At 62.3% G+C, this 26,936-nt stretch carries 24 protein-coding genes; 14 read left to right on the top strand and 10 right to left on the bottom strand.

What is annotated here, in order from left to right:
• Positions 1 to 152: 152 nt before the first annotated feature.
• Genes N0B28_RS25660 through coaBC form a run of 3 tightly spaced genes read right to left on the bottom strand, consistent with a single transcriptional unit; the run spans position 153 to position 2,533 of the window.
• Positions 153 to 866 carry a hypothetical protein gene (locus tag N0B28_RS25660; protein ID WP_275729555.1) on the bottom strand — a complete coding sequence of 238 codons (714 nt, stop codon included), beginning with the start codon at positions 864 to 866 and terminating at the stop codon, positions 153 to 155.
• Positions 863 to 1,318: a dUTP diphosphatase gene (gene dut, locus N0B28_RS25655; protein WP_043859857.1), complete on the bottom strand. Its 456-nt coding sequence runs from the start codon at positions 1,316 to 1,318 to the stop codon at positions 863 to 865. The genes N0B28_RS25660 and dut overlap by 4 nt, the downstream gene beginning before the upstream one ends.
• A gap of 6 nt (positions 1,319 to 1,324) precedes the next feature.
• Positions 1,325 to 2,533, bottom strand: a complete 1,209-nt coding sequence (gene coaBC / locus N0B28_RS25650) for a bifunctional phosphopantothenoylcysteine decarboxylase/phosphopantothenate--cysteine ligase CoaBC (protein ID WP_058541939.1) — start codon at positions 2,531 to 2,533, stop codon at positions 1,325 to 1,327.
• 135 nt (positions 2,534 to 2,668) lie between these two features.
• Between coaBC and radC the strand changes: the two genes are divergently transcribed.
• Positions 2,669 to 3,349, top strand: coding sequence for a DNA repair protein RadC (radC, locus tag N0B28_RS25645; protein ID WP_058541938.1), 681 nt, complete (start codon positions 2,669 to 2,671; stop codon positions 3,347 to 3,349).
• Positions 3,350 to 3,370: 21 nt separating this feature from the next.
• Here the strand turns inward: radC and N0B28_RS25640 are convergent, their stop codons facing one another.
• Both N0B28_RS25640 and N0B28_RS25635 read right to left on the bottom strand, forming a co-directional pair.
• A complete protein-coding gene (locus N0B28_RS25640; RefSeq protein WP_058541937.1) occupies positions 3,371 to 4,177 on the bottom strand; it encodes a hypothetical protein in 807 nt (268 codons plus the stop codon).
• A 147-nt stretch (positions 4,178 to 4,324) separates the two neighbouring features.
• Complete coding sequence (locus N0B28_RS25635; protein WP_058541936.1) at positions 4,325 to 5,914, bottom strand: ABC transporter substrate-binding protein; 1,590 nt, start codon at positions 5,912 to 5,914, stop codon at positions 4,325 to 4,327.
• Between the two features lie 362 nt (positions 5,915 to 6,276).
• Here N0B28_RS25635 and rpmB point away from each other — a divergent pair, with 362 nt between their 5' ends.
• Entirely contained in the window at positions 6,277 to 6,513 is a 237-nt protein-coding gene (gene rpmB / locus N0B28_RS25630; protein WP_043859852.1) for a 50S ribosomal protein L28, read from the top strand.
• A gap of 11 nt (positions 6,514 to 6,524) precedes the next feature.
• Positions 6,525 to 6,680 (top strand): 50S ribosomal protein L33, encoded by a 156-nt coding sequence (gene rpmG / locus N0B28_RS25625; protein ID WP_010225867.1) that lies wholly within the window; start codon positions 6,525 to 6,527, stop codon positions 6,678 to 6,680.
• A gap of 68 nt (positions 6,681 to 6,748) precedes the next feature.
• On the opposite strand, the gene N0B28_RS25620 is transcribed toward rpmG, so the two are convergent.
• A complete protein-coding gene (locus N0B28_RS25620; RefSeq protein WP_054916677.1) occupies positions 6,749 to 6,952 on the bottom strand; it encodes a hypothetical protein in 204 nt (67 codons plus the stop codon).
• Positions 6,953 to 7,087: 135 nt separating this feature from the next.
• Positions 7,088 to 7,450, bottom strand: coding sequence for a cupin domain-containing protein (locus tag N0B28_RS25615; RefSeq protein ID WP_043859851.1), 363 nt, complete (start codon positions 7,448 to 7,450; stop codon positions 7,088 to 7,090).
• 193 nt (positions 7,451 to 7,643) lie between these two features.
• On the opposite strand from N0B28_RS25615, the gene N0B28_RS25610 reads away from it, so the two are divergent.
• The 9 genes from N0B28_RS25610 to N0B28_RS25570 all read left to right on the top strand — a co-directional run bounded on the left by N0B28_RS25610 (position 7,644) and on the right by N0B28_RS25570 (position 21,237).
• Positions 7,644 to 9,137, top strand: coding sequence for an aldehyde dehydrogenase (locus N0B28_RS25610; RefSeq protein ID WP_043859850.1), 1,494 nt, complete (start codon positions 7,644 to 7,646; stop codon positions 9,135 to 9,137).
• Positions 9,138 to 9,255: 118 nt separating this feature from the next.
• Positions 9,256 to 10,395 carry an MFS transporter gene (locus N0B28_RS25605; RefSeq protein WP_043859849.1) on the top strand — a complete coding sequence of 380 codons (1,140 nt, stop codon included), beginning with the start codon at positions 9,256 to 9,258 and terminating at the stop codon, positions 10,393 to 10,395.
• 359 nt (positions 10,396 to 10,754) lie between these two features.
• Positions 10,755 to 11,273: an Hcp family type VI secretion system effector gene (locus N0B28_RS25600; protein ID WP_043859617.1), complete on the top strand. Its 519-nt coding sequence runs from the start codon at positions 10,755 to 10,757 to the stop codon at positions 11,271 to 11,273.
• A 99-nt stretch (positions 11,274 to 11,372) separates the two neighbouring features.
• The gene (tssI, locus tag N0B28_RS25595; protein WP_275729551.1) at positions 11,373 to 14,228 is read left to right on the top strand and encodes a type VI secretion system tip protein TssI/VgrG; all 2,856 of its coding nucleotides are present in this window, start codon (positions 11,373 to 11,375) and stop codon (positions 14,226 to 14,228) included.
• A complete protein-coding gene (locus N0B28_RS25590; RefSeq protein WP_275729549.1) occupies positions 14,225 to 18,871 on the top strand; it encodes an RHS repeat-associated core domain-containing protein in 4,647 nt (1,548 codons plus the stop codon). The genes tssI and N0B28_RS25590 overlap by 4 nt, the downstream gene beginning before the upstream one ends.
• The gene (locus N0B28_RS25585) at positions 18,868 to 19,485 is read left to right on the top strand and encodes a hypothetical protein (protein ID WP_146095031.1); all 618 of its coding nucleotides are present in this window, start codon (positions 18,868 to 18,870) and stop codon (positions 19,483 to 19,485) included. Before N0B28_RS25590 ends, N0B28_RS25585 begins: the two co-directional genes overlap by 4 nt.
• Positions 19,486 to 19,652: 167 nt before the next feature.
• The gene (locus N0B28_RS25580) at positions 19,653 to 20,141 is read left to right on the top strand and encodes an RHS repeat-associated core domain-containing protein (RefSeq protein ID WP_275729548.1); all 489 of its coding nucleotides are present in this window, start codon (positions 19,653 to 19,655) and stop codon (positions 20,139 to 20,141) included.
• Between the two features lies 1 nt (position 20,142).
• Positions 20,143 to 20,592, top strand: a complete 450-nt coding sequence (locus tag N0B28_RS25575; RefSeq protein WP_275729547.1) for a hypothetical protein — start codon at positions 20,143 to 20,145, stop codon at positions 20,590 to 20,592.
• A 147-nt stretch (positions 20,593 to 20,739) separates the two neighbouring features.
• Positions 20,740 to 21,237, top strand: a complete 498-nt coding sequence (locus N0B28_RS25570) for a hypothetical protein (RefSeq protein ID WP_275729545.1) — start codon at positions 20,740 to 20,742, stop codon at positions 21,235 to 21,237.
• Positions 21,238 to 21,750: 513 nt separating this feature from the next.
• Here N0B28_RS25570 and N0B28_RS25565 read toward each other — a convergent pair.
• Both N0B28_RS25565 and N0B28_RS25560 read right to left on the bottom strand, forming a co-directional pair.
• Complete coding sequence (locus N0B28_RS25565) at positions 21,751 to 23,274, bottom strand: phospholipase D family protein (protein WP_058541849.1); 1,524 nt, start codon at positions 23,272 to 23,274, stop codon at positions 21,751 to 21,753.
• Between the two features lie 93 nt (positions 23,275 to 23,367).
• On the bottom strand, positions 23,368 to 24,798 hold the full coding sequence (locus N0B28_RS25560) for a PLP-dependent aminotransferase family protein (RefSeq protein ID WP_043863325.1): 1,431 nt from the start codon (positions 24,796 to 24,798) through the stop codon (positions 23,368 to 23,370).
• 177 nt (positions 24,799 to 24,975) lie between these two features.
• Here N0B28_RS25560 and N0B28_RS25555 point away from each other — a divergent pair, with 177 nt between their 5' ends.
• A complete protein-coding gene (locus N0B28_RS25555; protein ID WP_078480636.1) occupies positions 24,976 to 25,191 on the top strand; it encodes a DUF1127 domain-containing protein in 216 nt (71 codons plus the stop codon).
• Here the strand turns inward: N0B28_RS25555 and N0B28_RS25550 are convergent.
• The gene (locus N0B28_RS25550; protein WP_275729543.1) at positions 25,188 to 26,465 is read right to left on the bottom strand and encodes an FAD-binding oxidoreductase; all 1,278 of its coding nucleotides are present in this window, start codon (positions 26,463 to 26,465) and stop codon (positions 25,188 to 25,190) included. The two genes, N0B28_RS25555 and N0B28_RS25550, sit on opposite strands and share 4 nt — an antisense overlap.
• Before the next feature lie 117 nt (positions 26,466 to 26,582).
• Between N0B28_RS25550 and N0B28_RS25545 the strand changes: the two genes are divergently transcribed.
• The gene (locus N0B28_RS25545) at positions 26,583 to 26,936 is read left to right on the top strand and encodes a YkgJ family cysteine cluster protein (RefSeq protein WP_043863328.1); all 354 of its coding nucleotides are present in this window, start codon (positions 26,583 to 26,585) and stop codon (positions 26,934 to 26,936) included.

Genomic DNA, 26,936 nt, shown 5'->3' with positions numbered 1-26,936 from the left:
TTGCTCACCTGGGGAAACTCCAATTGGAAGGGGCTATGTTGGGTCGACGGTCGCATGCGCTGCAGGCACCCGGCGCGCCGCGCGGCTAAAGATGTCCGGCTTTGACGGCATTTTCGACATAGAGTTCTTGAGCCGGGCGATTCATCCGTCGATCACCTCTGGAAGATCGCCCCGGGCTGAAAGTGCAGGCTCCATGCATCGTTGAAGGTCCCTATCGGGGTTATTGCCGGGCTATCACTTTCGCCTGCGCTGGCCAGTACGGCCTGAGGGTCGTCGAACACGCCTTGCACGAGGCTGGCCTTGCCGATTTCCGGCATGTCTATTTTCAGAGCAGCACTTACACGTTGCAGCTCGAAAGTCATGAGCAGCACGGCCTGCACCGGGCCTGTCGCACTGCCTCGAATGGGCGTGACACTGTGGATATGCAGTTGCCCGTTGGTCGGGTGGGCCTCCAGGTTCGGTGGTACCCCGCGTTCGGCTCGTCCGATCATGTCCAGCAATGGCGGGCTGAGTGAGCGGTCGTGGAGGCTCTCGCGCCTGGCCTGGCCGGGCGTGAGCAACCGACTGCTGACCAACCCTTCGAGGTAGCTGAAGTCGTCCAGCACCTGGCGCGCCTGGCGGGCGTCAGCCGCCTTGGCAGCGGCAAGCAGGGCCGGATGGCGGGCCACGATGTCGACCTCGGACACCAGACGGGCGATCTGCTGGTCGAGCGCAATGACCAGCCCGAAGGCCGGAAAATACGTCTGCAGGTTACGTTGCTCGCGTTGCAGAGGGATTACCAGCGTCAGCCACACCGCGAGCCCGGCGACGAGCATGCCGGCCAGGCCCCAATACAGGCCTGGCAGCAGGGCTCGCGCGTTGTTCAATGGCTGCCCGAATGGCCGAAGCCGCCAGCGCCACGCTGGGTTTCGTCGAAGGTTTCGACGATGTCGAAGTGCGCCTGTACCACCGGTACCAGCACCAGTTGCGCAATGCGCTCGCCGATGGCGATGGTGAAAGGGGTCTGGCCGCGGTTCCAGCACGACACCATCAGCTCGCCCTGGTAGTCCGAATCGATCAGGCCGACCAGATTGCCCAGCACGATGCCGTGCTTGTGGCCCAGGCCCGAGCGCGGAAGGATCAGCGCGGCCAGGCCCGGGTCGCCGACGTAGATCGACAGGCCGGTAGGGATCAGTATGGTCTGGCCCGGCTCCAGGACGGTCTCTTCCTTGAGCATGGCGCGCAGGTCGAGGCCGGCAGAACCGGGGGTGGCGTATTGCGGCAGCGGGAATTCGCTGCCAAGGCGCGGATCGAGAATCTTGGCTTGTAAGGCGTGCATGCAGAGTTAAACCTGGTTGAGACGTTCGGCGATGAAGGCTACCAGCTGACGGGCGATCTTGCCCTTGCTGGTCTGTGCAAAGAGTGTTGCTTGAAGTTGGCGATCGATCACGCTGCAGGCGTTCTCCTCGCTGTTGAAGCCGATGCTGGGGTTGGCCACGTCATTGGCGACGATCAGGTCGAGGTTCTTGTCCTTGAGCTTGCGCGCGGCGTAATCGAGCAGGTGTTCGGTCTCGGCGGCAAAGCCGACGCTGAACGGGCGGTCGGGGCGGGTGGCGATGGTGGCCAGAATGTCCGGGTTGCGCACCATCTGCAGCAGCAGGCCGTCACCTGTCGTAGGGTCTTTCTTGAGCTTTTGCGGGGCGACGACTTCGGGGCGGTAGTCCGCAACCGCAGCCGATGCGATGAACACATCGCACGGGATCGCCGCTTCGCACGCGGCGAGCATGTCCCGCGCGCTCACCACGTCGATACGGGTCACCCGGTCGGGTGTGGGCAGGTGCACCGGCCCTGTCACCAGGGTTACCCGAGCACCGGCTTCCACCGCCGCTTCGGCCAGGGCAAAGCCCATCTTCCCCGAGCTATGATTGGTGATGTAGCGCACCGGGTCGATGTTTTCCTGGGTCGGGCCTGCGGTAATCAGCACGTGCTTGCCGGTCAGCGACTGGCGCTTGAAGGTTTCGGCGGCGCACCAGGCCAGGTCGGTGGCTTCGAGCATGCGGCCAAGGCCCACGTCGCCACAGGCCTGGCTGCCGGAGGCCGGGCCGAACACCTGGATATCGCGGCTTTGCAGCAGCTGCAGGTTGGCCTGGGTGGCCGGGTCGCGCCACATGGCCTGGTTCATGGCCGGTGCCAGCGCCACGGTGGCGTCGGTAGCCAGTACCAGGGTGGTCAGCAGATCGTTGGCAACGCCTTGCGCCAGGCGCGCGATCAGGTCGGCGGTGGCAGGTGCGATCAGCACCAGGTCGGCCCACTTGGCCAGTTCGATATGGCCCATCGCCGCTTCGGCGGCAGGGTCGAGCAGGTCCATGTGCACGGGGTGCCCGGACAGGGCCTGCATGGTCAGCGGGGTGATGAATTCGGCCCCGCCGTGGGTCATGACGACGCGCACTTGCGCGCCGTGCTCCAGGAGTCGGCGAACCAGCTCGGCGCTCTTGTAGGCAGCAATGCCGCCGCCGACGCCAAGAACGATGCGTTTCCGATACAGCCGCTGCATAGGCTTGCCTTTCTTTGATCAGTGTTTGCACGCGGCGACGACGCCTCCCCAGGCCGAATCGTCGCGTAAAAAGAGGGGGCTACGATAGCACAGGGCTGAAATGGGGAGCAGCCACACACAGACAGAGGGACAGCTATGGGTATCAGGGATTGGCCGTCGGCGGAACGCCCGCGGGAGAAGTTGCTGGAGCGAGGGGCCGCGAGCCTGTCGGACGCCGAGTTGCTGGCGGTGTTCCTGCGCACCGGTGTGGCAGGCAAGAGCGCGGTGGACCTGGCGCGCCACCTGTTGCAGCAGTTTGGCGGCTTGCGGCAACTGCTGGAGGCCGATCAGCCGACGTTTCAGCGCGAGCTGGGGCTGGGCCCGGCGAAGTATGCGCAACTGCAGGCGGTGATGGAGATTGGGCGCCGGCACTTGGCCGAAACCATCATCCGCGACCCGGCGTTGCAGAGCCCGGGGGCGGTCCGGCGTTACCTGAAATCGATGCTGCGTCATGAAGAAAGCGAGGTGTTCGGCTGCCTGTACCTGGACAACAAGCACCGTCCTCTAGGGTTCGAGGCGTTGTTCCGCGGGTCCATCAGCAGTGCCAACGTCTACCCTCGGGAAGTCATCAAGCGTGCGTTGGCCAGAAATGCCGCAGCATTGATCCTTTGCCACAATCATCCGTCAGGTGTTTCCGAGCCAAGCCAGGCAGATATCAATCTGACCCTGCGCTTGCAGAAAGCCCTGGGCCTGATCGAGGTGCGGGTGCTGGATCACATCATCATCGGCGATGGGGAGCCATTGTCGATGGTGGAGCGGGGCTTGTTCGCTGCCTGACGCTGCTGTGCGTGGGCGGTACTAGTCGATCAGCTTTGTTGCAACAAACGACGCAGCCAGCCCGACAACCGAAGCCAGCAGCAGGTAGTGACGCACCACAAGCTCGGTTCTGATCGTGGCTGGAAAGGACTCCACGTCTGCGGCCTGCAGCGATCCTGTTCTGATGAAGAGCTTCGCATGAGCCAGAAGCGCAGCGATGCATACGGTAAACACGATTCTGCCAAACACCGTGTTGTACATCACCGGGCGCTGTCGATTCACCACCGCCTTGCAGTTGGCAAGGTACCGGGATGCACTGGTCATGTAGCGCATGCCAGCCTGTGCGTACTGGGTGGCGACCCACCCCAGGCCGGCGATGCAAGGCAGTTGCAGTGCAAGGGGCAGCCAATAGGGTGAATACCCGCCGAGCCCGAACTCCGTCGGCTCGCCCTGGTGCTGAACGGCTTTGAGCACCTGCAGGGCAAGGGCCAGCAGCACCAGAACGGCCAGCATTGCCAGCCTGAGGTGGTGGCTAAGAACCAGCAGCGTTCTGAGGTTGCCGGGGAAGCGCTTGATGTCCTCTGCGCTCAGGCCCCCGAACTCGACCGGGCAATCGGGGTAGGCCAACAGGCCGGCAATGTCGCCCACTGCCCTGAATCGCTGGCGCAGGCCCAGGTTGAGGCTGTACCGATGAGCGTCAACCAGCGGCGAGTTGTGAAGGTGCTCGAGTGCTTCGGCCAATCGCTGGGTGGCAATGTAGAGAAGCAGTGCGCCGAAGACCACCGGGCCGAGTATCAGTGCCACGGTGAGGCCGGCGATAGCCGCTTCGGTCCAGTATTCAATATCCAATGCGGCTATCCGTACGGTGCGGTTCGCTGGGCAACCATCGTAAGTCGATGGCGAGAGTCACCTGGCGGCTGAACACGCGCTGCAGGCTGCTGCAGTGTCCTTCGGGCTACCAGAGGACGCTGTCAGAAGCCTGCAGGCGCGAGTCGTTCAGCGTGCGGTCTTCACCGTGGCAAAGTCCTGCCGGCCGAACGGGCTGACCGTGTAGCCCTCCACATCCTTGCGCATCAGCACCGCTGCCGTGGGGTGCGCCAGTGGCAGCCACAGCGCCTGCTGCTGGATCAGCCCCTGGGCCTGCTGGTACAGGCGGCTGCGCACGCTCTGGTCGTTGGTGGTCTTGCCGGCACTGATCAACTGGTCCAGGCGCTTGTCGCAGTACCGCGCGAAGTTGGTCCCCGACTCGACTGCCGGGCAGGCAAACTGCGGGCTGAGGAAGTTGTCGGGGTCGCCGTTGTCGCCGGCCCAGCCCATGAACAGCAAATCGTGCTCACCGGCCTTGGCACGGCGGATCAGCTCGCCCCATTCGATCACGCGAATCTCGGCCTTGATGCCGACCTTCGCCAGGTCTGCCTGCAGCAGTTGTGCCCCCAGGCTCGGGTTGGGGTTGAGCAGGCTTCCCGAAGGGCGCGTCCAGATTGTGGTGCTGAAGCCGTCCGGCAACCCGGCCTTGACCAGCAGCGCCTTGGCTTTGGTCGCGTCGGTCGGGTAACCCGGCAAGTCCTTGGCGTAGCTCCAGGTGTTGGGCGGCAGGGGGCCTTCAGCGGCGACTGCGGTGCCTTCGAACACGGCCTTGAGGTAGCTGGTCTTGTCGAGCGCCAGGTTGATCGCCTGCCGTACCTCGACCTTGTCCAGCGGCGGGTGCTGGCTGTTGATCGCGACGAACGCGGTCATGAACGCCTCGGTCTTCTCGACCTTCAGGTTTGCGTCTTCGGCGGCTGCCGCAACGTCCAGCGGCTTGGGCGACAGGGCGATCTGGCACTCGTTGCGCCGCAGTTTCTGCAGGCGCACGTTGGCGTCGGGGGTGATCGCGAAAATCAGCGGGTCGACGCTCGGCTTGCCGGCAAAATAGTCGGCATTGGCGCGGTAGCGGATCACTGCGTCCTTCTGGAAACGCTGGAACACGAACGGGCCGGTGCCGATCGGCTGGCTGTTGAGCTTCTCCGGGGTGCCGGCCTTGAGCAACTGGTCGGCGTATTCGGCCGAATAGATCGAGGCGAAGCCCATGCTCAGGGTGGCGAGGAAGGTCGCGTCCGGATGGTCGAGGGTAAAGCGCACGCTCAGCGGATCGGGTGCCTCCACCTGCTTGATGAGGCTGGGCAGCTGCAACGACTGGGCATGCGGGTAGCCGCTCTGGGTGATCTTGTGCCAGGAGTGGGCGGGGTAGAGCATGCGCTGGAAGCTGAACAGCACGTCGTCGGCGTTCAGCACGCGGCTGGGCTTGAAGTACGGCGTACTGTGAAACTTTACCCCCGGGCGCAGCTTGAAGTCGTAGACCAGGCCGTCGGCCGATACCGTCCAGCTTTCGGCCAGGCTCGGCACCACCTTGCCGCTGGTGGCGTCGAATTCCACCAGCCGGTTCATGAGCACATCGGCAGAAGCATTGGTGGTGGTCAGCGCGTTATACTGCACCACGTCAAAGCCTTCGGGGCTGGCCTCGGTACATACGCTCAAGGCGCCTGCCTGGGCCAGTGCGGGGCTTAGCAGCGCTGCGAGCAACAGGGGTAAAGCGGCACGACGCATGGTGACTCCTTGGCTGATCAATGGCCCATCTGCCCGTGCAGTCTGGAAAACTCCTACCCTAGTGCGCAAGGCCGTAAATGGCCAACTCCTTTTTCAAGGAATATTGCGACGAGCGGTTTTGTCGCTGGAAGCCCTGCATCCGGGCGGCCTGGGTTGATTCATGCATCGTGCGATCACATCAAATGTTGTTGTACCCCGGCCTTTCTGGTATAAAGCAGCGCTCTTTTCTAGGGGCTCGGTTTGTCGCATCTGCAGATCTTGCCGATAAGACCCTGAAGAAACACGGCGCCTGGCGCCAAAGACTGAGAGATTAAGCGGCCAACCCATGCCGGGTTGGGCATGTGGTTTTAGAGGGCTGAGGCATGTCGAGAGTCTGTCAAGTTACCGGTAAGGGTCCGGTAACCGGGAATAACATTTCCCACGCGAATAACAAAACCCGTCGTCGTTTCCTGCCGAACCTGCAGCATCACCGCTTCTGGGTCGAGTCGGAGAAGCGTTTCGTGCGTCTGCGCGTTTCTGCCAAAGGCATGCGTATCATCGACAAGCGCGGCATCGATGCCGTTCTGGTCGAAATTCGCCGTAACGGCGCCAAGGTCTAAGGGAGAAAATCATGCGTGAATTGATCCGTCTGGTGTCGACCGCTAATACCGGCCACTTCTACACCACCGACAAGAACAAGCGCACCACTCCGGACAAAATCGAAATCAAAAAATTCGATCCGGTTGTTCGCAAGCACGTGATCTACAAGGAAGCCAAGATCAAGTAATTGATCCCGGCTTACGAAAAAAGGCCCGCATCTCACGATGCGGGCCTTTTTTTATGGCGATTTTCTGTTCAGCCGAAATGGAAACCGCTGATCAGGCCCGCCTCGTTGCCGCTGATGTTCACGCGTTGCGGGTCCATTTCGCGGGTCGACATCTCGCCGATGCCGACCACGCGCTGGCGCCCGGTCAGTTCGCTGATGTAGGCCTTCACGGTCGGCACGTAGCGGGTGCCGACCAGGCGGCCGATGCAGGTGAGCACTTCGTCGTTGCTCAGTTGCAACGCTTCGATGGGGCAGACGACCGGTTGATCCTTTTGCATGGTGAGGCTCCTTGAGTTCAGGTGGGTCCGGATAAGGACCTCGCCATGCTCGCGCCAGGGAGGGCTGGCGCGGCGGTATCTATCTATGGCCTATGCCTTGGGCTCGAACATCACGTAGATCTTGCGGCAGGTCTCCAGCACCTCCCAGGTGCCCTTGAAGCCGGCCGGGATCACGAAGCGGTCACCGGTGCGCAGGGTCTTGGCGTTGCCTTCTTCGTCGCGCAGCACCGATACGCCGTGCACGATCTCGCAGTATTCGTGTTCAGTGTAATTGACGGTCCATTGCCCGGGCGCTCCCTCCCACACGCCAGCGGCGAATTGCCCGCAAGGGCTGGCGTAATGGTTGTAGACCGCCTGCTCCGGGTCGCCCTTGAGCACTTTTTCGGCAGCCGGGCGGTAGCGCTCGGCCTCGGTCAGTACCTGTGCGAAGTCGACAATCTGCTGGATATTCATGTTTGGGTCCCCTGATTGTTAAATAAAGTGCACATCACTAGGCATTTGGCCATGTATTGTCAAATATATTGATAATTCAGGTGCCAGAGTTTAGGGTGTCGAGTGCCGTAGAGCGACAATCGCTCCGGCCGTATTCTGACAGCGCCCTGGCCCCTCGTGCGGCGCTGCATTTCAACAACAGGAGGAGTTTCGTATGACCACCCTGACTCGTGCGGACTGGGAACAGCGTGCCCAGCAACTCAAGATCGAAGGCCGTGCTTTCATCAATGGTGAATACACCGCCGCCGTTTCCAACGCCACGTTCGAGTGCCTGAGCCCGGTTGACGGACGCCTTCTGGCGCAGGTCGCCAGCTGCGACGAGGCCGACGCCCAGCGCGCCGTGGAAAACGCCCGCGCCACCTTCGAGTCCGGCGTGTGGTCACGCCTGGCCCCGGCCAAGCGCAAGGCTACCCTGATCCGTTTCGCCGCGCTGCTCAAGCAGAACGTCGAGGAGCTGGCCCTGCTCGAAACCCTCGACATGGGCAAGCCGATCAACGACTCGCTGAACATCGACGTGCCGGGCGCTGCCCAGGCACTGAGCTGGAACGGCGAAGCCATCGACAAGATCTACGACGAAGTCGCGGCCACCCCGCACGACCAGCTAGGCCTGGTAACCCGCGAGCCTGTGGGTGTGGTAGCGGCCATCGTGCCGTGGAACTTCCCCCTGCTGATGGCCAGCTGGAAACTCGGCCCGGCGCTGGCCACCGGTAACTCGGTGGTGCTCAAGCCGTCCGAGAAGTCCCCGCTGACCGCCATCCGCATCGCCCAGCTGGCCATCGAGGCCGGTATCCCGGCCGGCGTGCTGAACGTGCTGCCTGGCTACGGCCACACCGTCGGCAAGGCTCTGGCCCTGCACATGGACGTCGATACCCTGGTGTTCACCGGCTCGACCAAGATCGCCAAGCAGCTGATGATCTACGCCGGCGAATCGAACATGAAGCGCGTGTGGCTGGAAGCCGGCGGCAAGAGCCCGAACATCGTGTTCGCCGATGCCCCGGACCTGAACGCCGCTGCCGCCGCCGCGGCCAGTGCCATCGCCTTCAACCAGGGCGAAGTGTGCACCGCAGGTTCGCGTCTGCTGGTCGAGCGCTCGATCAAGGACAAGTTCCTGCCGCTGGTACTCGAGGCCCTCAAGGCCTGGAAGCCTGGCAACCCGCTGGACCCGGCCACCACCGTTGGTGCCCTGGTCGACACCCAGCAGATGAACACCGTGCTGTCCTACATCGAGGCTGGCCACACCGATGGCGCCAAGCTGCTGGTGGGCGGCAAGCGCATCCTCGAAGAAACCGGCGGCACCTATGTCGAACCGACCATCTTCGACGGCGTGAGCAACGCCATGCGCATCGCCAAGGAAGAGATCTTCGGTCCGGTACTGTCGGTGATCACCTTCGACAGCGTCGAAGAAGCCATCCAGATCGCCAACGACACCCCTTACGGCCTGGCCGCAGGTGTATGGACCGCCGACATCAGCAAGGCGCACAAGACCGCCAAGGCCCTGCGTGCCGGCAGCGTGTGGGTCAACCAGTACGACGGTGGCGACATGACTGCGCCGTTCGGTGGCTTCAAGCAGTCGGGCAACGGCCGTGACAAGTCGCTGCACGCACTGGACAAGTACACCGAGCTCAAGGCCACCTGGATCAAGCTGTAAGGCCATGGGCGCGGCCTGGTGCCGCGCCCCGAGCGATCCGCGCCACAGCCGGGCCCTGCGTTAGCGCAGGCCCGGCTGTGTTGCTTGTGGCGATCCATCATTCTGCGAGGAAGTACACATGCGTTGGGCTACCTACTTCGCCGTGCTGTCGTCGGTTCTGAGCGTCGGCCTTGCCCTGGGCGTGAGCATGCCGTTGGTATCGCTGCGTCTGGAGAGCTGGGGCTATGGCAGCTTTGCCATTGGCGTGATGGCGGCGATGCCGGCAATTGGCGTGCTGGTTGGCGCCAGCCTGTCCAGCCGCCTGGCGGCGTATTTCGGCACCGCCACGCTGATGCGCCTGTGCCTGCTGGCCGGTGCGTTGTCCATCGGCCTGCTGGCGCTGCTGCCCAGCTATCCGGTGTGGCTGGCGTTGCGCCTGCTGATCGGGGTGATCCTGACCATCGTGTTCATCCTTGGCGAAAGCTGGATCAACCAGCTGGTGGTCGAGCAATGGCGGGGCCGCCTGGTGGCGCTGTATGGCAGCAGCTATGCCCTCAGCCAGCTGGCCGGGCCGCTGCTGCTGGGCGTGCTGGGTTCGGAGGATGACCTGGGCTTCTGGATCGGGGCCGGGTTGCTGGTGGTGGCACCGCTGGTGCTGATCGGTCGCAGCGGGGCGCCCAGCGCTGAAGCCTGTGGTGTGGGCCTGCGTGACCTGGTGGGCTTCTGCCGGCGCTTACCGGTAATCGCCTGGGCCATTGCGCTGTTCGCCGCGTTCGAGGCGATGATCCTCACCCTGTTGCCGGTGTACTGCCTGCAGCAGGGCTTCACCACCGAGCTGGCGCTGTTCATGGTCAGTACCGTGGTGGTGGGCGATGCGGTACTGCAACTGCCGATCGGGGCGCTGGCCGACTACATGTCTCGCCGTACGCTGTTCACCGGCTGCGCCATGACCCTGCTGGTGTCGAGCCTGGCCATTCCGGTGCTGATGCACACGCCGGCGATCTGGCCATTGTGGGTGCTGTTCGGCGCCAGTGCCGGTGGCCTGTTCACCCTGTCGCTGATCCTGATCGGCGAACGCTATCGCGATGATGCGCTGGTGCGCGCCAACGCCCACGTGGCGCAGCTGTGGGGCATCGGCTGCCTGATCGGGCCATTGGCTGCTGGGGCCGGTAGCCAGTGGGTGAGCGGGCATGCGTTGCCGCTGCTGATGGCGGCGGGCGCGTTCGGGCTGGTGCTGTTGGCGATGCGGCCGAATGCCTTCGAGCCTGCCACGGCCTAGGGTCGCTTTGTACTGGTTGAATCTCCTCGAGGAGCGCTCTTCTCGGGGGATTTCATCTTTCACCCAGCTGCGCAACTTCTTGCGCACCAAAATGTGGATAAACCTGTGCATATATTGCTGCAGGCCATAATAAGCGTGGCCTGCAGCCAACTGCGCAACTTCTTGCACAGTACTGCGCAAGAAGTTGCGCACTTTTTCGGGTTTTCTCGCGTAAAAGTGCTCAAAAAACGTACAGCAAAAACACAAGCCACTGATTAACAACAATTAAATTTCAGTTGGCACGGGTCTTGAACTGTCTCCTTGCAGTCGCACGGCATTTTTCGCCTGTTCGGCTTCACTTTTTGCAAGGAGCAAACCCCATGGCAACACCTGCCTACATGTCCGTCACCGGCACCAAACAAGGCCTGATCACCGCCGGTGCCTTCACCGCCGATTCGGTCGGCAACACCTACCAGGAAGGCCACGAAGACCAGGTCATGGTCCAGGGCTTCAACCACGAAGTGATCATCCCGCGCGACCCGCAGTCCGGTCAGCCGACCGGCCAGCGCGTGCACAAGCCGGTGGTCATCACCAAGGTCTTCGACAAGGCGTCGCCCCTGCTGCTGGCCGCGCTGACCTCCGGCGAGCGCCTGACCGAAATCGTCATCCACTGGTACCGCACCTCGGCGGCCGGCACCCAGGAGCACTATTTCACCACCAAGCTCGAAGACGCGATCATCGTCGACATCAAGGACTACATGCACAACTGCCAGGACCCGGCCAACGCGCACTTCACCCACCTCGAAGACGTGCACTTCACCTACCGCAAGATCACCTGGACCCACGAAGTGTCCGGTACCTCCGGCTCGGACGACTGGCGTACCCCGGTCGCCGGCTAAGCCTGCGTTAGTTCACTGCCCCGGCCAGCCAGCCAGCCAGCCAGCATGGCCGGCCGGGGCAGCCTGTCACCCCAGTTTTTGCAGCGGGAGGAACATCGGATGTTCTCAGCGGCCAACCAGCCCCATTTCACCCTGACCCTGGACGGGGTCGACAGCGACTTTCAGGTGCTGTCGTTCAGCGGGCGCGAAGCGCTCAGCCAGCCGTTCGAATTCGAACTGGAGCTGGTCAGTGAACGGGCGTCGCTGAACCTCGAATCCCTCCTGCACACGCTCGCCTTCCTGCAGCTGTCGCCCAGCGGCAGCGGCATTCACGGGCTGGTCTACAGCGCCGCGCAGGGCGAGGCCGGGCGGCGCCTGTCGCGCTACCGGCTGGTGCTGCGCCCGCAGCTGGCGTACCTGGCGCACCGCATCAACCAGCGCATCTTCCAGCACAAGACGGTGCCGCAGATCATCGCCCAGGTGCTCGAAGAGCACGGCATCCTCGCCAGCGACCACCGCTTCGTGCTCGGCGCGGTGTACCCCGAGCGGGTGTACTGCGTGCAGTACGACGAGTCCGACCTGCACTTCATCCAGCGCCTGTGCGAGGAGGAGGGCATCCACTACCACTTCCAGCACAGCCCGCAGGGCCATGCGCTGGTGTTCGGCGACGACCAGACCGTATTCCCCACGCTGGCCCCGGTGGCCTACCAGCAGGACACCGGGCTGGTGGCCGACGTGCCGGTGATCAAGCGCTTCGGCCTGCGCCTGGCCACGCGCACCAGTCGCACCACGCGGCGCGACTACGACTTCACCAAACCGCGCATCCAGCTCGAAAGCGACGCCGACAGCGGTGCTGCGCCGGACCTGGAAGACTACGACTACCCGGCGCGCTTCAGCGACCGCGCGCGCGGCAAGCACCTGGCCACCCGTGCCCTGGAGCGCCACCGCAGCGACTACCGCCTGGCCGAGGGGCGCAGCGACCAGCCGAGCCTGGTCAGCGGGCATTTTCTGAGCCTGACCGAGCACGCCAACCCGGCCTGGAACGACCTGTGGTTGCTCACCGAAATCATCCACGAAGGCAAGCAGCCGCAGGTGCTCGAAGAGGTGATCAGCAGCGACGTCACCGACCTCAAGGACGACTTCCACCAGGGCTATCGCAACCGCTTCTGCGCCACGCCGTGGGACGTGCCGTATCGGCCGCCGCTGAGGCATCCCAAGCCCAAAGTGCTGGGTGCGCAACGTGCGGTAGTGACCGGCCCGGAAGGCGAGGAGATCTATTGCGACGAGTACGGCCGGGTCAAGGTGCAGTTCTTCTGGGACCGCGAAGGCCAATCGGACGACAAGACCACCTGCTGGATGCGCGTGGCCTCCAACTGGGCCAGCCAGAGCAGCTTCGGCGCCATCTCGCTGCCGCGTATCGGCATGGAGGTGCTGATCACCTTTCTGGAAGGCGACCCCGACCAGCCGCTGATCACCGGTTGCCTGTACCACGGCGCCAACCTGCCGCCGTACCGGTTGCCCGACTTCAAGACCCTGGCCACGGTCAAGAGCAAGGAATACAAGGGCAGCCGCAGCAACGAGCTGCGCATCGACGACACCACCAGCGAGATCAGCATCGCGTTGCGCAGCGACCACGGCGCCAGCGCGATCAACCTGGGCTACCTGACCCACCCGCGCCCCTCGGGCGGCCAGCCGCGCGGTGAGGGTTTCGAACTGCGCACCGACCGGCATGGCGCCGTGCGCGCGGCGGCGGGCCTGCTGCTGACCACCGAGCCCCGGCATCACGAAGCCAAGCACCACAAGGACCTGCCCGAAACCGCCGAACGCCTGGCCACCGCCAGCGAGCAGCAGGACGGCTTCGGCCAGCAGGCACGCGAGGTGCAGGCGCAGGAGTCGGGCGATCAGGACGAGGTGGCCAAGGCCCTGCATGCGCAGCACCAGGGCATCGTCGGCAGCGGCCCGACCAACCAGAGCGCCAACGAGTTTCCCGAGTTCAGCGAACCGCACCTGGTGCTGGCCAGCCCGGCGGGCATCGCCCTGACCACGCCGCGCTCGACGCATGTCGCGACCGGTGAACACCTGGCGTTGAGCAGCACCGGGCATACGAGCCTGTCGATCGGCAAGCGGCTGTTGGCCAGTGCCAGCCAGGGCATGCGGTTGTTCGTGCAGAACATGGGCTGGCGGTTGGTGGCGGCGTCGGGCGATATCGATATCAAAGCGCTGAAAGACAGCATCAACCTGCTGGCCAAGCTCGACATCACTGCCAATGCCGACCGCATCACGCTGACAGCCAAGACCGAACTGGTGGTACAGGGCGGCGGCAGTGCCACCACCTACAACGCCAGCGGCATCACCCACGTGACCACCGGGCCGTACACCGCGCACGCGGCGAACTTCGCCCATATGGGGCCCAAGAGCCTGGCCGGGACCTTCCCCGAGCCGCCCAAGCCGGGCAAGGGCAGCCTGGAGCTGTTCAACCTGTACGCCAATGCCAAGGGCATCCAGGCCGGCGATTACGAAGTGACCGATGCACTGGGCACGGTGCTCAAGGGCAGCCTCGATGGCCAGGGGTTCAATGCCGTGTCGGGGGTGGCACCGGGGCCGGCGTCGGTCAGGTTCGGACGCGACCCGACCCCGCCGTGGACACCGAGCAGCTACATCGGTTTGGTCAACTGGCCGTTGCAGCTACCTGACCCCAGCCACTCGCCCACGGTAGTGGCAACGCTGGTCGACAAGCTGGTGCTGCCCAACGATGGCAAGGGCAGCCTTTTTGGCAGTGCCAGGCAACTGGTCAGTGCCGCCAGCTCTGCCCTGCCTGCTGCCTCGGCCGCCCTGGGCGTGGCCGACCAGGCGGGCGCTGCACCCAAGGGCGCCAGGGCCAGCCTGCCCACGCTGCCGGCCCTCTCACTGACCGACCTCAAGGCTCCAGGCCTGAATACCGTTACCGATCTGCTGCCAGGTGAACTGATCTCATGAGCGACAACACCCCCGCCAAACAACGGCCACCACAGGCCGCAGTCGTTCCCCTGGATCAGATCGGCATCGAGGACGTGAGTAGCGGCGCCGCCGTGTTCGACGCCTGGCTGCGGGATATCAGCGGTGGCTACGTCAACCTCGAGCGCCTCAAGGAGGTGGCTGAGGTGCTGCCGGTCATCGGCAACATCATCGCCCTGGTCGATGCGGTCGGCGACGTTGTCAACCTGGCCTCCAGCGACAAGCCCGACCCGCTCGACTGGGTCAGCCTGGGCATCAACCTGATCGGCGTGATTCCCACGCCACCGACCATGGCGGCTGCGCGCAAGAGCCTGCGGCCGATGCTGGTGCTGGCCCGTCAGGAAGGCAAGCAGATGCTCGGCGACTCGTTGATCGAGATCATCGTCGGCCACCTCAATGCCACCTTGCTTGGCGAAATCGATGCCTTTCTCGCTGACGCAGAAGGGCAGTTGGAGGCGATCCTCAAGGAGTGCGCCGACGTCGGTGAGAAGCTGGTCAACAACACCGCCAACGCGATCGATGCCGTGATTACCGGCAAGCTCGACAGCGCCGAGAATCTGGAGGCTGCCGGGCGCAGCGCCATTGCAGCAAAGAACGCGTTGCGTTCCGACCCCTCGGTGGTCTTCGAAAACGCCTTCGCCGCCCTCAGCGATGCCTACGCCGCGATGGGCAAGGGCGCCGCCAACATGATCATGCGCAATGCCGTGCCCGAGGGGGTACAGCATGAAGTGCTGGCCCGTACCCGGGCCCTGCGTAGCCTGGCGCCACAGATGCGTACGCAACTGATGAGCATGACCAGTGCAGCCAACCCGCAATCCATCGAGAGCATGCGCCTTATCCTGCACAACAGCAGTGTGCTCTGGCACAAGCGCAATCCCAAGGCACTCGGCAGCACGGTCAAGGGCGACAAGACCACCCAGGCCAGGCATCAGGATGCCAAGGGCGAGACCGAGGCCATTACCCGGCAGGCGTCGGCCAAACAAGCGGCCAACGACAGCAAGAACGGCACCTGTGCCAGCAGTTGCAACCGTATCAACTTCGCCCTTGGCAGCGAGTCGCTGGACCACACCGACTTCAGCCTGCCAGGCCCGTTTCCCGTCATCTGGACCCGTACTTACAATTCGCGTCTCGAGCGCCTCGACAACGCCAGCCTCGGTGCCCGTTGGCTCACCGAGTTCACCACCTGCATCGACGTGGTCGGCCAGGGCCTGGTGCTGCTTGACTTCGATGGGCGCAGTCACGATTTTCCAATGCCCGAAAAGGGCAAGCCCCACTACGACGCTGTCGAGTACCTCACCCTGGTGCGCACCGGCGAACAGCAACTGGTACTGCTGCGTGGCCTGGATCGCCGGGAGACCTATGCGCGCCATGGCGATCGCTTCTATCTGACGCACATTCAGCTACGCAGCGGCGCGGGCGCCATGCTGCACTACGAGCATCGCCACAACGGCCAGCCGGTGCTGTCCGACATCAACACCTACCAGGACGACGACCCCAGCAAGGTACACCTGCAACTGGGAACGCGGCTCGACGCGCACGGGCATATCCAGGGTCTCTGGCAAGTGGTCGATGGCAAGCCGCTGCGCCAACTGTGCGCCTATCACTACGACGGCGCAGGTGACCTGGTGGCGGCCCAGGACGAAAACGGCGCTGCCTGGCATTACGCGTACCAGCACCACCTGGTTACCCGTTACACCGACCGAACCGGGCGCGGTTTCAACCTGGAGTGGGACGGCAACGGCCCGCACGCCAGGGCCATCCATGAGTGGGCAGATGACGGCAGCTTCGAAGTGCGCCTGGAGTGGGATGAGCGTATCCGCCTCACCTATGTGACCGACGCCCATGGCCAGGAAACCTGGCACTACTACGACATCCAGGGCTACACCTACCGCATCCGTCATCCGGACGGCAATTCGGAGTGGCTGTTCCGGGATGAGCGCAAGAACATCATCCGCCACGTGCACCCCGACGGTAGCCAGGAACGCTACAGCTTTGATGAGCGTAGCAACCTGCTGCAGCACATCCGTCCCGACCACAGCACGCTGCACTACGCCTACGACGACCATGACCAGCTGATTAAGATCCGCGATGCCGAGGGTGGCCTTTGGCTGCGCGACTACGACGAGCGCGGCAACCTGGTAGAGACGGTCGACCCGCTGGGCAACAAGACCGAATTTGCCTACACCCCAAGCGGCCTGGTAAGTGCGATCAAGGACGCCAACGGCAACCAGAAGGCGCTGGCCTACAACGACGCCGGGCAACTACTCGAGTACGTCGACTGCTCCGGCAAGACCAGCCAGTGGGCCTACAACGACTTCGGCCAGCTGGTGCAGTTCGCCGACGCAGCGGGCAACAAGACCGCCTATGAGTACAAGGCCGGGCAACTGTCCAGGGTCACACACCCCGACAACACCGAAGAGCGCTTCGAACGTGATGCCGAAGGCCGTCTGCTGGCGTACCTCGACGCGCTCGACCGCTGCACTACCTGGACCTATTCCGGCGCCGGGCTTCTGGCCGAGCGCGTCGACGCCAACGAGCACACCCTGCGCTACCGCTGGGACAAACTGGGCCGGCTGATCGGCCTGGAAAACGAAAACACCAGCCAGGCGAGCTTCGTGTACGACCCGGTCGGTCGCCTGTTGCAGGAGACCGGCTTCGATGGCCTGACCACCCGTTATCAATACGACCCGTACAGCGGTCGCCTGGCCTCGACCCAGGTCGGCCAGCGCCGCATCGACCTGCGTTTCGACCCCATGGGGCGGCTGGCCGAGCGTACCGCCAGGCTGGGCGATCAGTCCCAGACCGAGCGCTTTGCCTATGACGGCAACGGCAGGCTGATCCAGGCGATCAACGCGGCAAGCCAGTTGCAGTGGTTCCATGACGAGGCGGGCAATCTGACCCGCGAGCATCAGCATTACCTGGGGTTGCAGCAGCCGGTGGTGGCGGTGTGGACGCACGAGTACGACGTGCTCAACCAGCGCATCGCGACCGTACGCCCCGATGGCCACACGGTCAGTTGGCTGACCTACGGCAGCGGCCACCTGCTGGGCATGAAGCTCGACCAGCACGACATGCTCAGCTACGAGCGCGATGACCTGCACCGTGAAGTGGCGCGCCATCAGGGCAACAAGCTGATGCAGACCCAGGCCTGGGACCCGGCCGGACGGCTGCAGGAGCAACTGCTAGGCAGCCACGACGGCAAGTCCACGTTGCTCAAGCGTCAGTACCAGTACGATGGCGCCGGGCAACTCACCGACATTCACGACAGCCGACGTGGTCAGTTGGCCTACCAGTACGACCCTGTCGGTCGCCTGTTGCAGGCCACCAGTCGCCTGGGGGTGGAGACATTCGCGTTTGACCCGGCCGGTAACCTGCTGGACGAGAAGACGCAGCAGCTCAACCGCCCTCTGGACCAGGCCCCCAAACGCAACAGGTTGATGGACAACCTGCTGCGCGAATACGCCGGCACCCATTACACCTACGACGTGCGCGGCAACCTCGCCGAACGGCTGCACAACGGCGTGCGTGCGCAGTTCACCTGGGACCTGTTCGACCGGCTGCAGAGCTACAGCGACGACAAACTCAAGGTCGAGTACAGCTATGACGCCCTCGGCCGGCGATTGCACAAACACTCGGTTGCGCATTACTCGAACAAGCCGCAGGCCGGCACGGGCTGGAATCAACTTGAACGGGCCAAGCGCCAGCGTGAGCTGGACTGTGGCTTCACGCTGTTTGGCTGGGACGGCGACACACTGGCGTGGGAAAGCGCCCCGCCGCGTGATGAAGGCGATACGGGCCGTACGGTGCATTACCTGTATGAGCCGGGCAGCTTTGTGCCGGTGGCCCAGGCCCTGCGCAGGGGGCCGGTGCGGCTGCACAAGCAGCCGGACTGGAGCCAGCGCAGTTACGACTTCGACCAGGACCCGCTGTGGCAAACGCATATGCCGCCGCAGGCGTTTGATGCGCTTGCGTGGTACCAGTGCGATCACCTGGGCACGCCAATGGAGCTGACCGACCACAATGGCGAGATGGCGTGGGCGGGGCAGTACAAGGCGTGGGGGGAGGTGCGTGAGGAGCGGTCGGTTTGGGCAACGCAGGTAGGGCTGAGTAACCCGCTACGGTTTCAGGGGCAGTATCACGACCGGGAGACTGGGCTGCATTACAACCGGTATCGGTACTATGATCCGGGGGTTGGGCGATTTGTTAGCAAGGACCCGATTAGTTACGCGGGTGGATTGAATCTCTACTTATACGCACCAAACCCTATCGAATGGACGGACCCACTCGGACTGGAGAAAGTTGTTGCCGCTAGAAGCCGTGCGCATGCGTTGAGGCTAGCACAACAGCATGCTCAAGTTCCGAGAGTAGGTCGAGGAGGCGAAGACATTACTACTCAGCAACTTAGAGTTGAGAGCAGAGGTAAGAATTATGCATGCCTGTGCGCTAGAGACAGTACGCTGGGGCGGGAGGAAATAGGCGGTCAGGCGCAAGTTTTTGATCATCCAGACGGACATCCTCATTTGGTAGGTGAAGGATTCCCTGCTCATCATGACGGGCCGCATGTGCACGCGAAAAACAAGAAGGGTGAAGGCATAATATTTACTTATCCGGGGGTGCTGAAATGATTGAAGTATTGATTCATAGGTCGAAATTTGAATATTTCAAAAAAGGAGCTGATGGGTTTATCTCGTCTTTGCCAGCAAGTGATGACGATGATTTTTCTGCTGTGATGGTTCGCGATCTAAATGGTACGCTAGGGTTCAATGCAAACCCGATTTCACAAAATATTTTGGATGATCTGCTAGGAGAATGCTACTGCTTGCGCGGCTCTGGCAGTATTAATCATCCAAGAGCATTCCCCAAGGGGCGCATGCCGAATTTTTTCTTTAAAGATAAAGGCGGTGCATTTGCTAGGATGGTTGCTATGCATGAGCGTTATGTTCTAGATATGAAAAAGTATAGTATTATTTCCCGGCATAGATGCATTAAAAAACCTGAACCTTCTGAGCTATCTCACTTCTTGCAAAATGAAAGCAGGATTGAAAGCCCGTTGTATGAAAGTCTGTTGTCTTCTTGTGAGTATTTTGGGATTTCTCAACGTGCTCAAGAACACGGTTGGGGAGCATTTGATTTGATTTCCAGGGACATGGATGGTTTCTTGACTAAGTTAGAAAGCTTAGTAGGCGATGAAGGACGCCTAGTGTTCATCGAAAAGATGCGAGAGATGCCCTGTTGGTAGGGTGGCCAGCGTTGTGATGACCTGCGTTTTGACCCCATGGGGCGGCTGGCGAGCGTACCGCCAGCCAGGGTAACCAGTCGCAGACCGAGCGCTTTGTCTATGCCGGCAATGGCAATCTGATCCAGGCGCTCAATGCGGCGAGCAAGCTTTAGTGGTTCCATGACGAGGTGGGCAATCCACCGCGCACTACTGGATTTCAGGGGCAGTATCACGACCGGGAGACCGGGCTGCATTACAACCGGTATCGGTACGATGATCCTGGGGTGAGGCGGTTCGTTAGCAACGACCCGATTAGTTACGCGGGTGGGCTGAATCTGCACCAGTACGCGCCAAACCCTGTGGGTTTGGTATACCCATTGGGGTTGGAAGGTTGCGAAAAGGCATGTTCGTCTCGAAACAAACCGCCGCCGCCAATGGAAGCAGCAGAAGGAAGGCCGCACTCAATTATTGAGCGTCCGGGTGTTGATGACCAGTACACGACACACTATGGGGATGGTACGTGGAAGGAGCACCGTGGGTCGGGCAAAGATCACGGAAATATTGCTAGGCCGAACATAAAAGAAGCGACGAAAAATACTAGGCCAGACGGTCGTGTATTCATAGATAAAGGGCGCGTGCGCCATCCAGTACCAGACGAATATCCCAAAGGTGAATAACGTGGATAGTATTAAATCATTTGACTACTCTTCTTTTGTGGATGCCAATAAGGATCACGCTGTAACAGGTATTGATTATGTAAGGGCAATTTATGTGAGCCACGATTTGGCATCGGACTTCATTGTTTGGTTTGCAAGATTTTTATGGCCAAGTTTCAATATTTTGAATGATAAGGTTTTTGTTACTGAGCTGTTCGATCCTGAGATGTTTGAGCGTCACTTGAGTTTGAGCAAAAATCTCGAGGAGGCTCAGTTCTGGATGAACCTGCTAGAGGTAACGGGAGTTTTTGATGAGCTTCCTACGGAGCAAGCCATGGAAGTTGCCCTAATAATTTCTGAAAGCTGGAACTCTAAAATATTTAAAGAATTTGGTGCGGAGTATGCAGTAACGCGACGTATATATGATGAAGAGACTGGAGAGGTCTTCGTTACTATCGGCTCTCGATTCTGATTGTTAGGTAGATATTGACTGTCTTTGTGTGACTTTACTCGCAGTATATGAGTGGAGGGAGGATAGCGTATCCTCTAAATGCTCATGTTCAAAGGTTAAGTAGCATGTGGGTTGTTGTTTTTATTGAGCTATCATGGCGGAGGCAGCATGAAAAACATAAGGCAATCAATATGTGAGGCTGTGGGCAAAGGATCTCGAAAAACAATTTTAAATCTTGCTGCTGAATTTGAAATGACAGAGTTAATGTCGAGTGATATTTCAGATGAGGCTTTTGAGTTTATCCTAGACTTGTTGTCCAGCGAAGAGCTATTCAATCGGCCTGGAATGAGCGCGTTCCTAGTGAACATATCTTTCGATATGAATAAGTTTTCATTGACTCAAAAGGCGCAAATGCTTAGTGCTGTGCAATTGAACTACTCACGATACTCTGATTTGGAGTTTTGCTGGGTGCTGTGTGACATCGTAGCTCGGAATTATGAACGCTCTGTTGCACTAAAAGCATTTGGAGATTTGGTTAATGATGTAACTTCTGAAGGCAGAAAAGGTATCGCGTTGGGTCTTGATGCGATAGCAAAACAATCCAAGCGAGACTCTAATACAATGAATGAAATTGAAAAAATATCAAGATATCTAAGTCAAAGGTAGGTTTAGAGCTGACTCTATTGAGTGATTATGTGGCGGTAAACCTCTTTAGGCGCCACGCTATAGGTGCAGTGCCGCAGCAGTTCAGCAAACTATGGTTGTTATAGCTACTTGCAGGCAACGATCGAACTGGGCGAAATATATTTATCTGATTAATCCGATACGGATTCAGAGGCAGCATCACGATCGTGAGGCGAAGCGGCACCAAAACCGGTACGGCTACTATGATCCGGGGGCGGTTTATTGGGCAGCATCCGATCGGGTTTCAGGTGGATTGAACGTGTTCGAATACGCATCCAGACCAAGAAATTGGCTCGCCGGTAACCCTTGACGAACTGCCTCCACGCAGGTCCCTAGCTCCGCATCGACTCTGCGTTCGACAGCATGGGTCATTTGGCCGAGCTTACGGCCAACCTGAGTGGCCAGTCGCAAACCTATCGCTCTGCCTACGACCGCAACGGTATCGGCAAGCTAACCCAAGCGATCACCGCAGCGAACAAGCCGCATAGCTTCACCCTACAACATCCTCTCCAACCCCACCGCCTTGCTCACCCACGCATTGAATCGTCGCCACAGCCCACCCGGCTCTGTCGTCAACGTGTGCAACTGCCCATTGTCCTCGGTCACCCACACCAGCTTGCCGTCGACCAGCCGCGGCTCGTAGCTCAGCGCCGGGGCCATGCCCTGCAGCGCCAGGTCGCGGGTGTATTCGGCCAGTTGCGGGCTGTCCACCAGCACGCCGACCTCGGTGTTCCACAGCACCGAGCGGGGGTCGAAGTTGAACGAGCCGATGAAGGTCTTCTGCCGATCGAACACGATCGCCTTGCTGTGCAGGCTCGAGTCCGATGCACTGCCGAAGTGATGGATACGCCCGCTGCTGGGGTCGCCGGGCTGGCGGCGCAGTTCGTACAGTTTTACCCCGTGTTCCAGCAGCGCCTTGCGGTACGGCGCATAGCCGCCGTGTACCGCCGGCACGTCGGTGGCCTCCAGCGAGTTGGTCAGCAGGCTCACCGACACCCCGGCGTCGGCATGGCTGGTCAGGTACAGCAGGCCGGTCTCTCCAGGCACGAAGTAGGCCGATACCAGGATCAGCTCATGGTGCACGTCGTTCAGGTCGGGCGCCAACTGCTGGGTCAGCAGCAACCGCGGGTCTGGCTCGGCCTGGGCCAGCACCTTGCTTGGCGCATCCCACAGCGCCTGGTTGTGTGCCCAGATCAACTCGTTGCGCCAGGAATCCAGGCGCGGGTGGGTCTTGTAGGCCATCAGGCGGTCGTACAGTGCCTTGCGCTTGACCCTGGCCTCGCTGAGCGAAGCCTCCAGGCGCTCGCGGCTCACACGCAGGTCGTCGGCGTTCGGGGTGCTGAACATGAAGTCGCCAATCGGTCGGCTCAGGGCGCTGTTCCAGTACTGGTCGAAGCTGTGCCCCAGCTGTTCGGCCACCGGCCCCACGCCCAGCATGTCGATGTCGGTGAAGTTCAGGTTGGGCTCGGCGTCGAAGTATTCGTCACCCAGGTTGCGCCCGCCGACGATGGCCATGCTGTTGTCCACCAGCCACAGCTTGTTGTGCATGCGCCGGTGCTGCAGCGACAGGTTGAACAGCCTGCCCAGGGCACGGGTCACGCCGGTGCTGCGCCCCAGGTGCAGCGGGTTGAACACGCGAATCTGTACCTTCGGGTGCGCCGCCAGGGTGGCGATGACCTCGTCCAGGCCGTCGCTGGTGGTGTCGTCGAGCAGGATGCGCACGCGCACGCCACGGTCGGCAGCCTGCAGCAGTTCGTGCACCAGCGCGCGGGTGCTGAGCCCGTCATGCACGATGTAGTACTGCAGGTCGATGCTGCTCTGGGCGTTACGGATCAGCTCGGCGCGGGCGTGGAACGCCTCGGTGCTGTTGGGCAGCAGGCGAAAGCCGGACCGCCCCTCATGAGCGCTGGCCTGGCGCTGCACCGAACGGCCAAAGGCCGAGTCGCTGGCGGGCAGGGCCTGGGTCACGGTACGGGGCGTGCTGGAGGTGGCGCACCCGGCAAGGGTGAGCGCCAGCATCAGTAACAGCGCGAAGGCCCTGGGTTTGGTCAAAGGGGCATGTCCTTGAGCAGGAAGGCAGTTGGGGGTTGGACCACGCGGGGCGGCGCAACGTTACCCGCCGCGCTCATCCTCGGCCAGTAGACGAATGGCGGTTTCGCCGACCTTGCGCACGGCCGCTTCGATTTCGGCAGTGGCGCGGGCGGCAAAGTTCATGCGCAGGCAGTTGCGGAACTTGCCCGACGCCGAAAAGATGCTGCCCACCGCAATCTGCACACCTTGCTCTAGTAAAGCCCGGTTCAGGCGCAAGGTGTCGAAACTTTCCGGCAGTTCCACCCACAGCACGAAGCCGCCCTGGGGCCGGCTGGCGCGGGTGCCGGCGGGGAAGTAGCGGCTCACCCAGTCGATCATCTGATCGCGGGCGCGCTGGTACTGGCCGCGCACACGGCGCAGGTGCGGCTGGTAGTGGCCGCCCTCGATGAAGTCGGCAATCGCCAGCTGCGGCTGGGTGGCGGTGTAGCCGGTGCTGATGTACTTCATGTGCATCACCCGCTCTAGGTAGCGCCCCGGCGCCACCCAGCCCACCCGCAGGCCGGGTGCAAGGGTCTTGGAGAACGAGCTGCACAGCAGCACGCGGCCGTCGTCGTCGAACGACTTGATGGTGCGTGGGCGCGGGTAGGTGTAGGCCAGGTCGCCATACACGTCGTCCTCCAGGATCGCCACGTCGAAGCGCTGGGCCAGGGTCAGCAGGGCGCGTTTGCGCGCCTCGGGCATGATGTAGCCCAATGGATTGTTGCAGCTGGGGGTCAGCTGGATCAGCTTGATCGGCCACTGTTCCAGGGCCAGCTCCAGGGCTTCGAGGCTGATGCCGGTGAGGGGGTCGGTGGGGATCTCCAACGCTTTCATGCCCAGGCCCTTGAGGGTCTGCATGGCGCCGTGAAAGCTCGGTGATTCGACCGCGACGATGTCGCCCGGCTGGCACACCGCGCGCACGCTGATCGACAGGGCTTCCTGGCAGCCGGTGGTGATCACCAGGTCTGCCGTGCTCAGGCTGCAGCCCGAATCGAGCATCAGCCGCGCCACCTGCTCGCGCAGGGCTTCGGTGCCGGCGACGGTGTCGTAGTACAGGCCGGGCATGTCCTGGCGCCGGCTCAGCTGCGCCAGGCTGCGCAGCAACGGCTTGAGGGTGGGGCTGCCGACATCGGGCATGCCGCGGCCCAGTTGCACCACGTCCTTGCGCGGCACGCTGCGCACCAGCTCGAACACCTGGTCCCATTGCGAGATATCCACAGGGCGCTGGGCCGGGCGGCTGACGTCGGGCAGGGCGGGTAGTGGGCGATGGTCAGGCACGAAATAGCCGGACTTGGGCCTGGGCGCAGCCAGCCCGTGGTCTTCCAGCACCCGATACGCCTGCTGCACGGTACTCAGGCTCACGCCATGCTCGACGCTCAGGGCCCGCACCGACGGCAGGCGGTCGCCGGGGCGGTAGAGGCCCTGCTCGATGCGTGCGCCAATCAGCTCGGCGAGGTTGACGTAGAGGGTCATGGCGTACTCCTGGGCGGGCAATCGGCTGGCAACCGGTACAGATTGGGCAAAAATACAGCATTCAGCGCCGTTATCGACACATCTGTATGGAAATAATACCTGGCGGTTGAATCTGTAATGCCTTGCAGCACCCGCGCATCATGGCTGCACGGTTACCCACCCTGGAGGAATGAAGCGATGAACGGCGCGAGCGATGCAGGCCTGCCACTGTGCACCAAAGGCGAGGTGGCGCGACATGAGGCGCCCGCCAGCCCGAGTCGCTGGGCTGTGATGATGCGGCGGTGGCGTTCACGCCATGCGCTGCTTCAGCTCGATGCCGAGCAGCTGCGCGATATCGGCCTGACCCGCGAACAGGCCGTGAAGGAAGGTCTCAGGCCGTTCTGGAGACCCTAGGCCAGTGCCTTGAGGCGGTGCCACAGCATGCCCAGCGCCAACAGCGGCGAGCGCAGGTGCTTGCCGCCAGGGAAGGTGATGTGCGGCACCTGGGCGAACAGGTCGAAGCGCCCGCTCTGCTGGCCGCTGATCGCCTCGCCCAGCAGCCGCCCGGCCAGGTGCGTGGCGTTGAGCCCGTGGCCGGCATAGGCCTGGGCGTAGTAAACGTTGGGCCGGTCGCGCAGGCGGCCGATCTGCGGCAGGCGGTTGGCGCCGATGCCGATCATGCCGCCCCACTGGTATTCGATGCGGGTGTCGGCCAGTTGCGGGAACACCTTGAGCATCTTGGGCCGCATGTAGGCGCCGATGTCCTGCGGATCGCGCCCCGAGTAGTGGCAGGCGCCACCGAACAGCAGGCGCCGGTCGGCCGAGAGGCGATAGTAGTCCACGGTCACCTGCTGGTCGCACACCGCCATGTTCTGCGGCAGCAACTCGTTGGCCAGGGCTTCGCTCAGCGGTTCGGTGGCGATGATGTAGCTGCCGGCTGGCAGCACCTTGCCACTGAGCTCGCGGTCCAGGTCGTTGATGTAGGCATTGCAGCACAGCACCAGCGTGTTCGCCCGCACCGAGCCCTTGGCGGTGTGCACATGCACCTGCGGGCCGTGCTCGATGCGGGTGACACGGGAATGCTCGAACGCCTGCACGCCCAGCTGGCGCGCGGCCTCGGCCTCGCCCAGCGCCAGGTTCAGCGGGTGCAGGTGCCCCGAGCCCATGTCCACCAGCCCGCCGGCGTAGCGACGCGAGCCGACCACCGTGTGCATCTGGTCGGGCTGCACCAGGCGCAGCTCATGGGTGTAGCCCAGTCCGCGCAGCTCGTCGATCTCTTCGCTGAAGCCCTCGAATTCCCGTGGCTTGTTGGCCAGGTCGCAGTAGCCCCAGGTCAGGTCGCAGTCGATGGCATGGCGTTCGATGCGCTGGCGCACGATGTCCACTGCCTCCAGGCCCATCAGTTTGAGGCTGCGCACTCCCTCGCTGCCGATCACCGGGGTGAATTGGTCCAGGCCGTGTCCGACCCCGCGAATCAGCTGCCCGCCATTGCGTCCACTGGCGCCCCAACCGATCTTGTGCGCTTCGAGCAGCACCACGCTCAGGCCGCGTTCGGCCAGTTCGATGGCGGTATTGAGGCCCGAAAAGCCGCCGCCCACCACGCACACATCACAGTTCAGCTCGCCTTGCAGGGGCGGGTACGCCGGTTGCCCGGCGCTGTGGGCAGCGTAGTAGGAAGTGGTATGCACGTTTGAAGGATCCTGGTAGGGCTGTGTGGAAAATTTGACACAGCATAGGCGGTGCTTTGATCGGCAGGCAACCGTGGGGCAAAATGGCGCTTCAGCCTTTCCCGCCACGAGTCTGCCATGAGTTGCAACAGTCACAAGATCCGCTTCCTGCGTGAGCAGATCCCGTCGTTCGCCTGCGTGCCGGGCTGCCACGATTGCTGCGGCCCGGTGACCACCTCCAGCGAGGAAATGGCGCGCCTGCCACGCAAGAGCGCGGCCGAGCAACAGGCCGCGCTGGATGAGCTCAACTGTGTGCACCTGGGCCCCGAGGGCTGCACGGTGTACGAGGAGCGGCCGCTGATCTGCCGCCTGTTCGGCACCACCCCGAGGCTGCCGTGCCCCAATGGTCGCGGCCCCGCCGAGATGATCGACCCGCAGGCCGAGCGCCTGGTGCACCAGTACATCGCCAGCACCCGCCAGGTGCTGGTGTAA

Origin of the sequence: Pseudomonas sp. SD17-1, from assembly GCF_029201585.1 — a bacterium.
Taxonomy (GTDB): Bacteria; Pseudomonadota; Gammaproteobacteria; order Pseudomonadales; family Pseudomonadaceae; genus Aquipseudomonas; species Aquipseudomonas palmensis.
Note: the sequence above shows the minus strand (reverse complement) of the source record. Positions and strands in the feature narration are given on the sequence as shown.